The sequence below is a fragment of the Flavobacterium sp. UBA7663 genome (assembly GCF_002483315.1).
Classification (GTDB): Bacteria; Bacteroidota; Bacteroidia; order Flavobacteriales; family Flavobacteriaceae; genus Flavobacterium.
Genome location: NZ_DLHR01000006.1, coordinates 118657 through 135920, shown reverse-complemented (window position 1 = coordinate 135920; position 17264 = coordinate 118657). Strand labels below are relative to the sequence as shown.

Annotated in this window: 13 protein-coding genes; 11 read left to right on the top strand and 2 right to left on the bottom strand. The window is 27.0% G+C overall.

Annotation, left to right across the window (positions count from 1 at the left end; all coding sequences use genetic code 11):
• Positions 1-25 precede the first annotated feature (25 nt).
• Positions 26-1432: a hypothetical protein gene (locus B2741_RS01210; RefSeq protein WP_291134678.1), complete on the bottom strand. Its 1407-nt coding sequence runs from the start codon at positions 1430-1432 to the stop codon at positions 26-28.
• A 263-nt stretch (positions 1433-1695) separates the two neighbouring features.
• Positions 1696-2391: a hypothetical protein gene (locus B2741_RS01205; RefSeq protein ID WP_291134676.1), complete on the bottom strand. Its 696-nt coding sequence runs from the start codon at positions 2389-2391 to the stop codon at positions 1696-1698.
• Between the two features lie 349 nt (positions 2392-2740).
• On the opposite strand from B2741_RS01205, the gene B2741_RS01200 reads away from it, so the two are divergent.
• From B2741_RS01200 to B2741_RS01150, 11 genes are all read left to right on the top strand, one after another.
• On the top strand, positions 2741-3061 hold the full coding sequence (locus B2741_RS01200; RefSeq protein ID WP_291134674.1) for a hypothetical protein: 321 nt from the start codon (positions 2741-2743) through the stop codon (positions 3059-3061).
• Positions 3062-3102: 41 nt separating this feature from the next.
• On the top strand, positions 3103-3738 hold the full coding sequence (locus tag B2741_RS01195; protein ID WP_291134672.1) for a hypothetical protein: 636 nt from the start codon (positions 3103-3105) through the stop codon (positions 3736-3738).
• 92 nt (positions 3739-3830) lie between these two features.
• On the top strand, positions 3831-4487 hold the full coding sequence (locus B2741_RS01190; protein WP_291134670.1) for a sensor histidine kinase: 657 nt from the start codon (positions 3831-3833) through the stop codon (positions 4485-4487).
• Complete coding sequence (locus B2741_RS01185) at positions 4480-5142, top strand: response regulator transcription factor (RefSeq protein ID WP_291134668.1); 663 nt, start codon at positions 4480-4482, stop codon at positions 5140-5142. Before B2741_RS01190 ends, B2741_RS01185 begins: the two co-directional genes overlap by 8 nt.
• Before the next feature lie 141 nt (positions 5143-5283).
• Entirely contained in the window at positions 5284-8628 is a 3345-nt protein-coding gene (locus B2741_RS01180) for an SMEK domain-containing protein (RefSeq protein ID WP_291134665.1), read from the top strand.
• 167 nt (positions 8629-8795) lie between these two features.
• Positions 8796-9260 (top strand): hypothetical protein, encoded by a 465-nt coding sequence (locus B2741_RS01175; protein WP_291134663.1) that lies wholly within the window; start codon positions 8796-8798, stop codon positions 9258-9260.
• 43 nt (positions 9261-9303) lie between these two features.
• Entirely contained in the window at positions 9304-11490 is a 2187-nt protein-coding gene (locus B2741_RS01170) for a hypothetical protein (RefSeq protein WP_291134662.1), read from the top strand.
• Between the two features lie 2 nt (positions 11491-11492).
• Entirely contained in the window at positions 11493-14675 is a 3183-nt protein-coding gene (locus B2741_RS01165) for a hypothetical protein (protein ID WP_291134660.1), read from the top strand.
• Positions 14676-14677: 2 nt separating this feature from the next.
• Complete coding sequence (locus tag B2741_RS01160; protein WP_291134658.1) at positions 14678-15052, top strand: hypothetical protein; 375 nt, start codon at positions 14678-14680, stop codon at positions 15050-15052.
• An 80-nt stretch (positions 15053-15132) separates the two neighbouring features.
• Complete coding sequence (locus B2741_RS01155; protein ID WP_291134656.1) at positions 15133-15876, top strand: hypothetical protein; 744 nt, start codon at positions 15133-15135, stop codon at positions 15874-15876.
• Positions 15877-16068: 192 nt separating this feature from the next.
• Positions 16069-17256: a hypothetical protein gene (locus tag B2741_RS01150; protein ID WP_291134654.1), complete on the top strand. Its 1188-nt coding sequence runs from the start codon at positions 16069-16071 to the stop codon at positions 17254-17256.
• The last annotated feature ends 8 nt before the right edge of the window (positions 17257-17264 follow it).

Here is a 17264-nt window from a genome sequence, read left to right as displayed (position 1 = left end):
GTAATTTTATATGCAGTTTTATCTTTTAAAGTTTTGTTTTTAGTTTGTTAAGTGTTTCTATATCTATAAGCCATGTATATTCATTTACTATTTTTGAGAATATTTTTTTATCATCAGTTTCAATAGAAAGTAAATTCAATATTTCATAAGCATTTCCATAATTATGTTTCTCTGTTCTAATTTCTTGAAGTTTATTAATAGCATCTGATTTTTTTCCTTCATAGATAAGTACTATAGCATCATTGTATTTATCTCTCAGTGATTTATATATTTCTGATGTAGAACTATGACTTTCCATATTAGCATTTTTATTACTTTCAAATTCTGCGGGTTTTGAAACGAATAGAAGAATTTTTTCATATTTTTTTAAATTTTTCATCAATCTGTCTATGTTCGTCAGCTGTTCTCTATTCCAATTTTTTTCTACAACCTCTTGATAAAGTGAAAGTTTCAAAATACTATCTATTTTTGAACTCATTTTATCTTCTTCTGATTCTTTAAGTTTTTTAGAATATTTTTTGTACCTTTTTTTTATTTCAAAAAGTTCATCAAAATATGCTGTATTAATTTCTGAAATAGAGGTTCTGTATTCATCCATGACGGGAATTATTTCTGGTTGAATAAAGATGGCTGTGGTGTCACTTGATTGGTCAATTGAATTTCTAATAAAATCAATTACTTTTGTATATTCACCATATGTTTGAACGTTGAATGATGTATTAGTAGGAATATTAAGTCTAGCAAGTTTTCCTGTTATACCTATAGTCTTCATTGATATATCAACTTTTAATCTTCCAAATTCCACATTAGCAGCTAACTTCTCAATGTTTAGATTTTTGACTTCAGAATCTTTGTTTTTATCTTTATTAAGATTCATTCCCGAAATTTTAAATTCTGAGCGTATACCAACTGCATACCTGATTTTTGGTAATGCATCGCAACCACAATCTTGGTATTGGATGTAGTCTATAACAACATATAAGTCTTCTTTACTAAATTCATTATTAATGATTCCAAAAGCTTCTAAAGCCGTTTTGTTTTCTCCTTTAAACAAATAATGTCTAAATTGAAAACCGCTTTTTAAATCTTCTATTTTTTCAGGAAGTCGATAATTACATGGTTTTACTCCTAAATAATCGAAATCTGAAGGATCAATATTGCCTAATATCACTACATTTTTGAATTCATCAATTTTACCATTTGAACTTTCAATTACTTTATTTGTAACACTATACCTGTCAATTAGTTTCTTTACTATTTGATATTCTAATATTGCTTGAGAATAATATGACTTATCAGCAACAATAGCGTTAAGGGATAAAATGTCTTTATTCCTTTTTGAAAATTTATCTGGCATACCGTTTTGAGCTTGTACTAAATTCATAATCAAAATAGATATTGTCAATGTCAGTAATAAAAATTTACTTTTCATATTTTATATTTTCATTAAGTTAATATATCATTTTTATGGACTTTATCCCATTACTATTTTGGTTGATGTATTACATTTTTTAACAAATTTCAGTAATTCACTTTCAGGCTTTTATAAAAAATATTCATAAGTACTTGATGACTTTTTTTGCATCTAAAGAAAGACTTTGGAAAGACAATAAGTATTTTAAAATCAAAATAAATAATGCTTTTCTTTTATCTTTTTACTTTTTAAATGTATAATACAGTGTTTATGTATTATTTTTAATCTCTTTTTTTATCTCTAATAGTAATTGATAAATCCATGGCTGCATATTTATTTTCTGCGTGTTTGTAAGTTTTACCTAATTTGTCCCAATCCCCATCAATATCGGTAAAACTTTGATACCATGTTAGAAATGGTTTGTCTTCAACCTTGCCGAGATGTTTTCCAACTATTGAAGAAACAGTACCAATTAAATTTGTAATATTTGAGAATTGATTGGCATCTTTAATGAACTCTGCTAGTTTACCCGCCAAGTCTTTGTAATCGCTATCGTTTTTTATGTTCTCCATTATTTTAGCTACATCTCTCAAGCTTTGTTTCGATTTTATAATTGATGTCATTACATGGACTTGCGATGGAACTTTTTCTTTTTTCGTTTGCTTCCAATAGAAAATTGTTTTATCAATTGACAAAGCATCACCATCATCTACTTTTTCAAAACCTTTTAGTTCTAAATTAATGATTTGATTTTCTACATCTGACACCACTAGTGTTAGAAAATAAATTTTAGCTAATCCTGGGAATGGGAAAATTTTAGCTGTTTTATTATCTTTAATAATGACATGAGATAATCTGATTTCTAAACCACTAATTTTGTCTGAACCTAGGATGTCGCCATCTTTTGTTGTGAAATCATGAGCGGCCTCTTTAAAGCTGTGCTCTTCGGTGTATAAATTTTGAAGTAAGTTTAGCATACTATTTTGTGTTTAATTTTTTTTAAAATTATGATTTACTAAGTGATATGGCAATACGTGTTTTTACTTAAATTTTAGTTTAATTATTGTTTGTGTTTTTGGAAATCAAAATTGTTTTTATTCTAAAATTTTGCTTTTCTACAAATTTTTTATTTAAACCAAAAGTTACATTACGTATAAATACCTATCTGTATTATCTTTTTTGATGTATTTTCTTGTAAAATTTTTTGTTTAACGTGTTTTAATCCTCTGAATTACGTATAAATACTTATAAAATGTAGTAAAAACACACATTTTACAACTCTTTCAATGTCTTTAATTTTGACCATATAACTTTAAAATATTTAATATGAAATTAGATGAGAATACAGGTGGTATTATAACATTAGAGCATGCAAAAAAACTAGTTATTGCATTTGATACAAAATATAATGGGGAAATTAATTCTTCGTTTATAGGTTCAAAAAATATAGAAGACATTATGAAGCAAGATGGTTGTGTAGGACTTAGAATATATAATGGTTATGATGAAGAAAAGCAAAGAATTAGTTTAGTTTTGATTGGTGTTGATGTAGATGGAAAAGAAATATTAGATGATGGAATTATTTATGATGACTTGGCGGTTTGCCCACCAATTTGTCCAATTGAGACGAGTCTAATGAATAAATAATTAAATTTGCAAAGTAGGTATAAAAATTGCCTACTTTTTTTATGAAAATTTTGTTGATTTTTACGATTTTATACGGTACCCTACCTTTCATTTTCTACCAAATTATTAAAAAGAACTTAACTGGATTAAAAGAAATCTATCCTTTTATTTTAACAGTTCTAATTGCTAGTTTATATGAGTTTTTAGGGACTATTATTTTAAAAATTAGTTTCGAAAAATGGTATTTAATATATAAAATATTAGCTTTTTTGAGTCTGCATTATTTTTTTTATTATTTGTTGAACAAGGCTTACAAGTTTATTTTTTTATTGTTTTGTGGTGTTTTTGGATTATTAGTTGTTTTAACCTTTAGCTTGTGGATTGATTTTAATTTTTTAGATTTAAATTCATATTTTAATATATTTCAAACTATAGTTGTTTTAACTTTTTCTATTTTATGGTTTAGAAAAATGTTTAGAAGTTTAGAAGTAGATAATCTATTAAAGAATTCTAATTTTTATTTTATTTCTGGTTTAATAATTTATTATTGTGGAACAGTATATTTATTTTTAATGTCCAGCACAATTTATAATATTGATAAATCAAATTTTCAATATTATTGGCTTTTAAATATAATTTTAAACTTAGTTTTACGTTCGTTATTGATTATTGGTATATGGAAAGCTCGAGTGAAATAAATGTAGTGTTTTGGACTGGGACATTTGTAATGTTGTTTTTGGCATTTGGACTTTTGTTTATGGTATTGTTTTATCAACGACATTTTGCTAAGATGAAGCAAAAAGAAACAGAATTACTTTTAAAAACTGCATTGGAGAGTGAGAAAAAAGAACGTCAACGAATTGCAAAGGATCTACATGATAGTGTGCAGAGTGATTTGAGTGCCATTAGAAACTATTTTTTATTATTGTCACGTAAAATTACAGATAATGAAAATCAGTCTTTGTTAGAAGAAACAAAATTAGCATTAGAGCAAACCATTGAAAATACTCGATTGATTTCTTATAAGCTTATGCCGCCATTATTAGAGAATGGAGGTTTTATTATGGCTGTTAAGGATTATTTTGAAACCTTAAGTAAATCTACAGTTAAAAATTTTATTTTACAACAACATTTAGAAGACTTTGTAGTTAGTACTGCTATTGGATATGAATTGTTTAGAGTGGTTCAAGAGTTTACATCTAATATGTTGAAATATGGCTCCATAACTGAATGTAAATTGGATATTTATGAAACGGCTGAACAAATACGTATAGAAATTGTTGATGACGGGGTATCGTTTGATTTTAAATATAGTTATTCACAATCGAAAGGTTCCGGATTGCAAAATATACAATCGCGATTGAGTAGTATAGGAGCAAGATTAGAGCAATGTGAAGTTGCTGAGGGGAATCATTTTATAATTTATTTGCCTAAAAAATATGATTAAAGTTGCCATAGTTGATGATCATCAACTTTTTAGAAAAAGTTTAGCTCTATTATTATCAACATTTGATGAATTAGAAATTGTTTTTGATACTGATGATGGATTGGAGTTTTTAAAATATGCTTCTAATGAGGAAGTTGATGTATTATTGTTAGATATTCAAATGCCTATAATTGATGGTTATGAAGTATGCAAACGATTGCATTCAATTAACCCAAAAATTAAAATATTGATTTTATCTCAATTAACTTCTAAAGAAGCTATACACAAAGTAATGGAGTGTGGAGCTAACGGTTTTTTTACAAAGAATTCATCACCTGAACTTCTAGAAAGTGCAATAAAAAAAGTAGTTGAGCAAGATTATTATTTTGATATTGAGTTAGGAGCAGTTATACGCGAAGCTATTTTGTGGGAAAAAAAGGTTCAGTATAACGGAGATTTATCAATTCAATTAACTTTGAGTTCTAGAGAAATTGAGATTATTAAATTAGCTTGTGTTGAAATGAGTAGTAAAGAAATGGGAGATAAATTATGTATAAGTCAACGCACTGTAGAAAAGCATAAAAATCGGATGATGGAAAAAACAAAAGCTAAAAATTTTCTTGGTGTTGTTTTATACGCTTTAAAGATAAATGCAATTCGATTGGATGAATTATAGAATGCAATCTTATTTTAAGATTTTCCTTACTAAGAAATAAAATTAAGTAAAAACACGTATTGATTTATTTAATGGTTACGCATAGGTTTGTTGATGAATTATCAATTTATTATCAATCAATTGATTTAAAAACCTTTTGTAATGACAACTTTACGTAATCTCAACGATAAATTAAACACTAATTTAGGATTAATAAGAAGTAAAATAGAATTTGAAAACAGTGTAAATGATCAGAGTTTAAATATTCTTCTAGAAACTCCATTGTTGGAGGTTATTAATTTGGCATATAATTACAAATTAGAAAACACTAATTTAATTGATAAAAATTTTCCAGGCATTGATGGAATTGATTTTGAAAATAAAGTTATGTTTCAAATTAGCTCAACTTTTTCGCCTGAAAAAATAAAACATACTATTGAGCAAGTCTTAAAATATAAACATTATGAAAAGGCAACAGAGTTGTTTTTTTTATTTTTGACTCCCAAAAAAAGACTTAATAATAAAACCAAACAAGATTTACTTCAAATTGTTGATAATCGTTTTTCATTTGATTTTGATAAGAATATTATTGATTTAAGTACACTTTATCAACACTTATACAATGAAGAAGATAAGTTAAAAGTTTTTGAAGTTAATAGAAAGATAGAATCTGTTTTGTTTGATATAGATATATTTTCAAATAACACACTTGAGTATATAGCGTTAACCTTTGACAAAGAAGAATTGGACAACACTTATGAACTTTCTCAAATTATTTCAAAGTTAGGGTATAATGTTGTAACCACAAGTGCTGCACTTTTACAAAAAGCAAAAGATAGGAAGTCTAATTTTGTTGACAACATTATAGTGCTTAAAGACACTAGTAAATTAGACTTTATAAAAAACGCTATTGTTGTTGTTTCTCCTAAAATTATTCAGGATAATTTAGATTCAAAAGAGCCAACTTGTAAAATTTTTAATTACTTAAAAGAGTATGAAATTAAGCCAATTCTACTAAATTTTACAAACTTTAGTAATAAAATTTTCGAAAAAAAATATAAAAACCCTAGATCAGTATCTTTATCAAACACAAGTAAAATAGAAAAACTAATATTAGACTATTTAAAACCAAAGCAAAATTTAAAATATAGTTTTAAAGATATTGAGAATGTACTTAGAAGCTTATTTCCTACACATGCATTTAAAAGTTTTGAGGATGTCGAAAGCTTTTGCTTATATAATTTCACCTATGACAATTCTGTTATTAATTTTCTAATTTTTAGTCACGACTACAAGAGGAATGATGTTTTAAGTAAATTTAAATCGGATTACTCAGATGGATATTCAACCAACTTAACAATTTTATTGCCTAAAGATTATAATCAAACAACAGATTTACGTTTACGTTATATCCAAGAAAAATTTCCTAAGAATAAAGTAAGTTTTATTGATGAATACCTATATGACAAATGTTTGAAAAATATTAGAAAAGATATAGAGAACAGATTGTTAGAAGAAGTTTTTATTTCTCCAATTTTTAGATTAAAAAATGATGATGAAACATTGGATGATATTATTAACTGGCTTAAAAATGAAGACACGACAGTTTCGTTTATTACAGGAGGTGGTGGTGATGGAAAAACAACAGTCTGTGAAAAAATTCACGATGAAATATTACAAAATTTTGATAATCATTTAGTGATATTTTTAAATACACAAACATATATAGACTTTATTCAAAAAAGAGGAAATGTTGAAACATCAAAATTTAATTTGCAAACAATTTTTGAAATCTCTAATATTCAATTTGGAGGGGTTGATGTTAACACCTTAAAATCAAATTTCGCTTTTGGAAACATTACAGTAATCATTGACGGGATTGATGAGATTATCTCAACTTTGCCAAACTTTAGTTTACTTGATTTTATTATTGATTTAAATCAGCTTGAAGAAACATTAGGCAAAGGAAAATTAATTATTAGTTGTAGGGATATATACATTGATGAATTGATAAAATCACAAGATTCATTATTTCAAAAGCACAATTACTACAAACTTTTGAAATTCAACAAACAATTAGCAGAGGAATATTTTAATAAAAATTTTAGCAATAATCAAAAAAAGGTTACTGACTCATTACAATTGTTAAATCATTTTTTTGATCATCACTCTGAAGACGAGAAAGACTATATTTATTCTCCATTCATATTAGAAATTATTTGCACCATTGTTGATAATGACTTTGATTATAATTTATTACAGCATAGATATGATTCTGAAATTTTGATAAAAAATTATAGTAATGATTATCTATTTTATAAAATTATAGATAGGGAAATTGCAAAAAAAGAAAAGCATGGTTTTAAACTGAAAACAGATGAATATGTAAAGTTGTTGAGTTTATTAGCTATAGAGAAAAATGGTTATTTTCATCTTGAAGATATTGATTTATTACTAAAAAAAATAGAAGCATCTTTTATGCTTAAAAATATTGAGGAAAGTTTAAAAGATAATCCTTTCTTCTGTTCTATTGATGATAGGTATCGATTTAGATTTGATTTTTACAATCATGTATTCCGAGTAAATGCATTGTATTCAAAATTAATAAATCCTAATTCATTTACTTTAAACGATTCATTTTTAACAATGATTTCGAGTGGTTTGATTTATAATTCTGCAATTTTTGTTGGATTAAAGAATAAAATAGAAAAAAGCGAAATGTCTTGGGAGCAATTAATATTTTATTTTAAAGTATTAATTAGTGAAATTAACAACTTACAGACTAATCAAAATCATAAGTCTCTAATAAATAAAGCTGTAAGCAATTTGTTTATTTTTATAAACGAATTAAAAGATGTTAAAATAAATACCAGATCCATCATCATAGAATTGTTTTCTGTTGGAAATTTCAATAGTGAAAGTTTTCATGCACTTAATAATTTCCATTTGGTTGATGTTCCTGAGATATTAAATCTAAAACTAGATCTTTCTGATTTTTACTTCACTAATAGTGTAATTGAAAATTATAATAGATTTTTAAACTGCCAATTTAATGCTAACACATTTTTTGATAATTCATGTAAGATTACTAAAGTTTATAATGATCAATTAGATTTTAGGAATTGTACTGCTACGAGTAAAAATTTTGATGATTACATAACTGGTTTAGATAATACATTATTCAAGATTGTTGAATTAGTAGAATCAGGAGGAGAAGAGTTAGCGGCTTATTTTAGAAGATATTTTAGATCGTTTCAAAAGAATAATAAATTAGTTGAAAGAATTTTATTGAGTGAATTACCCGTCTTAAAATTAAGTAGTATTTCATTGGTTGAAGTCAATACAATATTATTTGATAATTCTATTTTAAGTGAAATAGATAAAGATTCTATTAGTTTAAATCAGGATAAAAAATTAAAAATTTTGAAGTTTATTAATCAAAATCTTTTATTCAGGGAATTAAATTTATCAATAAGACAAATTGAAAACATGCAAATTAAGGCTTAGTATAAAATACTTTAAGCTATTTCTTTTATTTGTTTTATGATAATAAACACTATAAAAACAAATACAATTCTTTTAGAAAAAAAACATTAAAATAGGGTAAAAATACGTATTGATTGGAATAATTATCAAGCTTACATTTGTTAAATAAACAATTAAATTATTCTACCATGAAAAAATTATCTTTCCTTTTTTTAGTTTTATTTTCTTTAAGTTTTGTTGCTTGTTCGTCAGATGATTCCTCTGGAAGTAGTGATAGTGAACTTTATTTAAAATATACAGTTAATGGTGTAAACTATGATTTTGAACCAGCAACCATTACATCGCTACAAAAATTAATAATGGGTGAGCAAGAAATAAGTTCGGTTTATAATCGTATTTCTTTATGGATGCCTGTTACCCCAACTGTGGGAAGTCATACAATTACAGATGAAACACCAAATGATACAAATTTAGATACCTTGCATAATGCAGAATTATGGGTTGGTGATGCTACTTACACAGCAACAAGTGGAACATTAGTTATAACAGAGTTAAATGATGATTATGTAAAAGGAACGTTTACTTTTACTGGTGAAGATGAAAATGGCGTTACTATTTCAGTAACAAACGGTAGTTTTAGAGCTTACAGATAAAGAAATATTTTTCTAAAATAATATTATTTCAATTATATCATTTATGGCTGAATTATTAGATTCGACACAAACGCAACAAGCTACTTCTTCCGATCAAGGAACTAATAAGGTTGCAAAATTAGATGCTAAGTCTTTTTTCTTTCTAGAAGATGGGGTTTTTGCTACACAAACAGCTGCACAAAGCTTTGGTATTATAGATGAAAACCAATTTAGAACTACTTCAATTGTAAGTGTTACTAATAAGAAAGTTATTAGCATTTGTAAAGGTCAAATCTTTATCCAACCGATGACTGGTGACGATACTAAAGTGAATTTAATTTTAAAGCCATACATACAACCTATAAATGGAATTTCAATAAAATACTTTATATATAGAGGTTTATCTAAATCTAATTTTATAGAACCTAATGGGGAAGTAAAATTAACAGGCAATGGATTAATTACCCATATTCAGAATGAGTTTACTAATTTCTATCAAAATCATCCACCAATACCAGAATTTTTAGCAAGATACATTGGTTATCCTGATGATAACACAACACAAGCTGAAACAGATTTAATTGATAGTTATTTTTACAAAATATCGCAATCTTATGATGGTGATGCAGAAAACCTTGTTGACCCAACTAAAAATTTTGAATTTCCTATAATTCCCGCAGGTACACATTTGGCAACTGAAACAGGTTCGATAGGTTTAGATATTGTGCTTAATTACGGGGATTATTATGTAGCTAACGATCAAAACCCTTTTAAATTTGACTTGGAATTCGCTCGAGCGGCTTCTAATATAATTAATGTTTCTGGGATTACGAATGCCTATCAAAAAAAGTTAGCACGTGAAACCATCACGCAATTTTTAGATCCTGCTGCATACTATGGTTTACATGCAAATGATGGTGGGAAAATATTTAGGCATGGACAAACTCAACCCATAGTAACACCACAAGATGTGGCTACATTGATTGATAAATTTGCCACTAAAAACACTATTTATATTTATGTGCAAAGCAATAGGCAACGATCCTATAATTTCTATAATAAATATGTAGTAAGCGAAACCAATGCAAATAATTTAAAAATTGGTTTAAGTGAAACCACTTTAACAGAAACCACATTTGAAACCAATAGTTGGCCTGTAAAAGTTTTTACAGCAGCACCTGAGGCAAGTAGTACCAAACAAACTATTGCGTTACAATTTACAACAGATAAAAACCCAAATGTAAGTTTGTATGGAGATATGGCACAAATAGGCTCTGTCAACCAAGAAAATTTTGTGGAGGCAAAAGACCTCATTCCTGTTACTGTTGAAGGAGTGCCAGAGACACCTTTTACCAAAACGGTTTTACTCCATTCTCCAATTGCTAATAACCATAATATAGCTTCTTTTATACAATTAGTATATATTGGTAAAAACATAATCTTGTCTAAGCCTGGAATTGATGATGGTAACCCTGATACCCCAGACGATATATTATTTACCACAAAATACATGGACGATGTTTTTGATTTAATAAATGCTATTTCGTTTTTACAAGCTGATAAAATTTACCATGTACACAGCTATAAACCTCTTTTGTTTAATCAAGGAGAACTAGACAAAAACAGAAAGCGTGTGATTGCTTTTACACAGCGAACACAAAACACCATAGCGGTTAGTGAAACCGAAAACCTTACTTTGTTTACTTACTTAGCCATTGTAGAAAACGAGCAAAGTAGCCATTCTAATTTTTCTCCTACATCATCTTCAGATAAAACGGCAACGGGGTATAGCCAACAATATTTTGGTAATTTTCAAACCTTGCCAAACTTGCCGGGTAATGAATATATAGAAATAAAACCGTTTACAGACACAGGAGAAACTTTAAATGGAATTGTTTTAAAAACTGTTGATGGTTCATTGCCTACTTCTTTGGTTTTGGGTATTACAGAAGAAGAACAACAAAAGATTTTAGACTTGATAAACACTAATAATCTTATAAACCCTAAAATTTATTTTAGAAATGTTTTAGAAAGTGAAGATGATTTTTTTAAATCAATAGAAAATATTGAATACAAAAAATATGTTTTAGCAATAACTGCAGAAAATTCGATAGGTGAAGTAACATATTTTAATTTGTCTGAGGATATTACTATTTATACTTTAGATGGAGTGGTGTTTACAAGTTTATCATACAATGAGAAAATTATATTTTTTAATAAAGAATCCTTTAATCTACCATTAATTTTATAGTTATGGGTGAAGCAGTAGTTTTAGTATCAGGTAAAGTTGTGAAAAAAAATAGCGTTAGTGATACAAATGTTATTATTTATAACAATAATGGAACAGTTAAAAAGTTTTTTAATAAAGTATTATATATATGTGTAAGCGATAGCATAGAAGATGGAGTTAATTTAGGCAATCCAATTTATGTTATGGAATCTGAATATAATAAATTAGAACAGAAAGCTTTAATAGAAAAAAAAGGACCATTTAGAAAAGATATTCCACAAGATGCCATTTACAATGCTTTCATACCAGCTGCAGTTGGTGATATTATACATTTACCAGTTAGAGAAAAAATTGTTCAAACACAGAATACATATAAGTTTTGTACAGGTATTTTTTCATGGAGTTTTAATGGAAATCATTTTAGCAATTACTCTAGCGTTATAGCTCCTTCAAATGCTAATTCTACTTCAGAAACTAACTGTCAAATCATTAGTAATGATTATCAAAATTTTATAAACAAACACGGTAATAGAATAATTTCTGGCGGAGAGCAAATAGATATTAATATTGTTGCTGACATTGCAGAGATATTAACAAAGTTTAAAAATGATGATCCAGATTTTTATACTCTTTTAACTAATAGGAATTTATTACCTGCATTTAATAATCAAACCGTTTTATTTTCACAAGATATAGATTTGGATTTTTATTTTTATGGAAATGACGATTACAAAGAATATAGAAATTATCTGATTAGATATAAACAATGGTTTGATTTACAAAGAGAAAAAATAATGCAAGCCTCAGAATCAGAACAAATGTTTTTGTTAATTTCAATGTTTAATGAAAAGGAATTAGAAGTTATTGATGTTGAAAAAAAGGTATTGTTTTTACATGAATTTTCTAACGTGATGTTGGATGATTCTTATTGGTTAACTACAATGCCTTATCGAAGAGAATCTGTTGTAATAAAATTAATCAAATCAATAACATCTCCACAGGCAGATAGATTTTTAGATGAATTATTACTTCCATCTATGGGGGTTACACATAATGAATCATTATTTAAAATTCTATATGATAAATTAGATGATAATCGTATTAAAAGATATCCATTAGTGCCTGATTTAGGCATTTATAAAGACAATAAAAAAAGATATATAAACGCACTAACTAAAATTTGGAAATATTCTAAATACTATCCACAATATACTGATAATAATGGAATAACACAAATTAAAGATAATTGTTATTTTTTTAATCAAGGATTACACTACTTTGTAAATAGTAATTTTGAACCTGTTACAGACAAAACATTAGAATTTGCCAGAATTGAAGGAGAAATGTATGTTGATAATGGTTTTAGATTAAGGAAAGATTATAGAAATGTATATAAAGCAAAAGATGGAATTGTAAATAACAAAATAACTATAACTAAAACCACACATTATACCACAGGATATTATAGTTATTCAGTTGATAACCCTCAATTGCCTCCCAATTACATTGGGTCTGGTGATGCAGGAGAAAGCAAAATCGATTTAACATATCATATTTATCAACCTATTTCATTAAGTCATTATACTTCTGATTTAGATTTAAAAATACCCGAAAAAGCAATCATACCTGCATTTTTGTTTTACTATGCAGAAGATTATGATAAATTAAAAGATTTAGATGCTAAATATAGCTTTGCTATAGAAGTAGGTATAGAAATAATTCTTTTTGCAGTATCAGGAGGAGGTTCATCAGTAAGGCAACTACTATATTTGAGAAAACTATCTAATTTTGGTAGAGCTGCTGATGCAACTATAACAACGGGTAATGTAATTATTAAATGGCAAACAGCTACAAATGTTTTAAATACTGCTTCTTTAGGAGCGGGTATAATATCAGCTGAATATGCCTTTTTAGCGAGTACTACTAATAATCAAGCCGATTTTGAAAAATATCAAACTCAAAGAACCGTTTTTGGATTTTTAGCTCTTGGTACAGGAGTAGCCTCTATATTTACAAATTTTAAAGTGATTAAAAATTGTAAAAAATTATCCCTTGAAATTGATGCTCATACAGCTGCTGGAACTACTTATAGGATAGATCCTGCTATAAAAACTATAGTAAATTCTATTGCTGATACAAGTGTTATGTTTGCAACTTTTAGAAACAAGTTACATACAGAATTTGGATTGGCTTTAGACAGTCCTTTGATTACAAAATTTGACGATTTTACTGATGTTCAAAAAACAGATTTTTATTTTGATTTTCAAAATAGAAGTAAATCTTTTTTCCAAGATATAAACAGTATTAATGCAATAGATAACTGGAATACATTAAGATTTTTAAAAGTTCCTGAAAGGATTGAATTAACCTTATTAAAAAACACAGATTTAGTAAGTTCTTATCAAAAGTTTTTTTCTAACGCAGCAACAAAACCTACTATAGAAATTGTGGCAGTTACAAAAAGAAAAAAGTTTTTACAAATATTTATTGATATAGACACTCCTAATTTTACTAAATTTGAAAACGACCCCTCGCTTATTAATAAATGGTTAAAATACGGAGATGATAATGCCTATATACATTTAGAAAATGGAGTTACAAAACACCATTTTATTGAGCTGGGGCAAACTGAAATGATAAAATGGTGTGAACATTATGGTATTTTACCTCCACATTTAATAAATGAGTTAAAAGCAAAACCATTAACTTTTAGAAACTGGAATAACCTTAATGAAGCAGATAAACTTTTATTAAAAAACATACCTGATGAATGGATACCATCTGTATATCAGTTTCAAGATTTTTGTTTTATTAGAAAGTTTTGTCCTGTAGAAATTCCGCATATTGCAGAAATTTTACCAGACTTAAATAAAAATGGATATTTACAATTTAGATTTGTATGGACAGATACTAATGGATTTAAGATTTCCGCTCGAGTCCATCAGCCAATACCTGGGTCTCCTTATTTTAATGATGGACAGATTTGGGTTATTAATAGGAAAAAGAGTGGAAGCCCCAATGGATCAATTCAAAAAATTGAAGAGATTTATTTAAATGATGGAACATGGTTTAAGTTTGAGGATAAAACAAACCTTTTAGGTTCAGATAATTGGAAAGGTTTGATAAATAGGCAAAAAAAGATACCACCTATTATAACACCAACTGAACAAGAAATACTAACAAAAGGACATTTTAAAGCAAAATAATTATGATACAAATAGATTTATATACAGAAAATTATATGGGTGAATTAGAAACTACACTAATTGAAAAAAACAACTCCAATCAAATCATATTTGAGTTAAGAATGTTTAGTGCTGATTTTAGTTCAATAGTTAATTGGATTCCTTTTGATACAAATTCTCATAATGAAAGCCTAGTTTATCTATATAATATGAATATGGATTTTGGTAATGATTTTACAGAAATAAAAAGATTACAAGAATTTTACAATCAATTATTATCAATTAGCAATCAAATCCAGCCACATCCCTTAGGTTTATTTGATTATGATTCATTGAAACAAATATGTCTATCTACTTTGCAAAATGGGAATAAACTGTTTATAAAGCAAAATCATTGATTTTTTCAAAAGAACACTTTAAAGCAAAATATTTATAACAAAAGAATAGATTAAAAAATAAACAATTAAACCCAACAAAAATGAAAAAAATAAAATTATTTTTAGCAATAGTATGTGCAACGGCAATAATGCAAGCACAAAACAAGGAAGAAAAAAAAGTAGCCGTAGTATCTTTTTCTACAGACAAAACCGTTGATGTAACAGATTTAGGGCTCAATGGTGTTAAAGCTGTGGCAGATAAAATTTTAGATTTAAAAAACGATCCTAATTTTAATTTGGCACCTATCTTAGAAAAATACCATACTGCTTTTTTTGATAGTTATGCTAAAAAATTTCCTTTTGCGCTGTTGCTAGAAGAAGAAGTTATTAACAACCAAGCCTACAAAGATTTTGAACCAAAAGTGGGTGAAAAAGAAAACGAAACGGCTTTTAGTTTGTTAAACTACCCAGGTTATAAAGAGATATACGAAGGTTTACTTGGTAAATCTAACGAAGAAGGCATGGCAACCATTTTTAAAGAACAAGCCGATGGTGTAATGATGACTCGCATTCACTTTTCGTTAATCAAAGGTTTTGGTATAGGTGGCACCGCTACTGTAAAAATGAGAGTGTATGCTCGCATTGCTCTTTATGACAAAACAGGCAAAAAAGTATGGGTCATTAACGAGAGTGAGCAATCTAAAAAAACAGGGGTAATGGTCGGCGGAATTCCCGTTTTAGAACCTAGCAAAATTTTACCTATGTGCGAAAGTGCCCTTGAAGAACTCATGAAAGATTTAGACAAACGCATAGAAAAAATAGTTAAAAAGTCAGAGAAGCTATAGCTTGTTATCATTGCTATGAAGTAGCAGATTCCTAAACAAAAAATACCCTTAGAATGTAATTTGTATCATTCTATACCAAAAGCATTCTTATATAAATACAAGACAATAATAAATAATAAAAAAGCATTATGCTTACCATTTTCATATATGTTAATAAAATTGAGGTTAGAATAATGAATTAATGAAATAAATATGAATAATCAAAAATCAAATAGAGCTTTCGGAGTATTAAGAAAAAAATTAATTGTTGCTTTTTTCTTAGTAAACGCTACATGCTTTTCTCAAAGCTCTATTCATTTTGACGATTCAAGTAAATTTCCTGGCGAATTGACTAATCTTAAAACTTGGTTAATCGATTTTGCAAATAAAACACCTTTTAGACTTGGTAGTTTTAAAGTTAGTCCCAATCAAGATGCTGCTTTAAACATTTATTCATTAAGGACAAACCAACCTAAAAAAATAGAAATTGGTAATTCAGCCATTTTTCTAGAATATGGTACTGATGATAAATTATCCAGAAATTTGAGTATTCAACATGAATCAAAATGGAAAATTAAAGCTTATAATTCCAGTTTTGATTTGAATAGTTACAAGCCTTCAAACAATTTTGAAATTTATGAAAATTTATTATGGATATTAAATATTTCAGAAGCTCAAGCAATGGCAGAGTTTTTAAATCGATACATATCTGACGATACGGAAAATAAAATAAAAAAATATGTTGAAGATATTGAAAAAAAGTATAAAGTAAATTTATTGATTTCTGATTATGATAATATAACCTTAACCGAACTAACAAAAATAATTTATGCAAAAACTAATCAATATTCTTCAACTGTTGGATATGAAATATATTTAAAAAATACTGATGAGAAAAAATGTAGAAATAATATAAACTTATTTTTTAGAAAATATACTCCAGACCCAATTGCAAGGTTTTATGACATAATTACACCAGAAGGAAAATTTTATTTTACAGAACCAAAAGTAACATTAAAACTTTCGGATAAAGACTTTTTGTTTGTTGATGAATTAGGGAAAATGATAACAGTTTCTGAATCTATAAGCTTCTCTTTTAAATATATAAATTATAAAATTGAATATGATAGCAATAATGAGCCTTATTTAAAACTACATTTTGACAATCTTGATTGCAAAAATCAAACAATTTATTTTCAAATAAAAAATGAAGAAAAATTAAATAAAAAATTATTTGAAGTTTTTCCTTTTGATAAAAGAGCAATACTAAAGAGTACAGATATAAATGATGTGACATTCTATTTATATAAAGATAAAATTGAAGCAAGAATGAAAAAACAAAATAAAAACGGATCATATACTGAATATGTTTTTTTAAACAAAAAAATACGTTATAACTAAGAAATAAT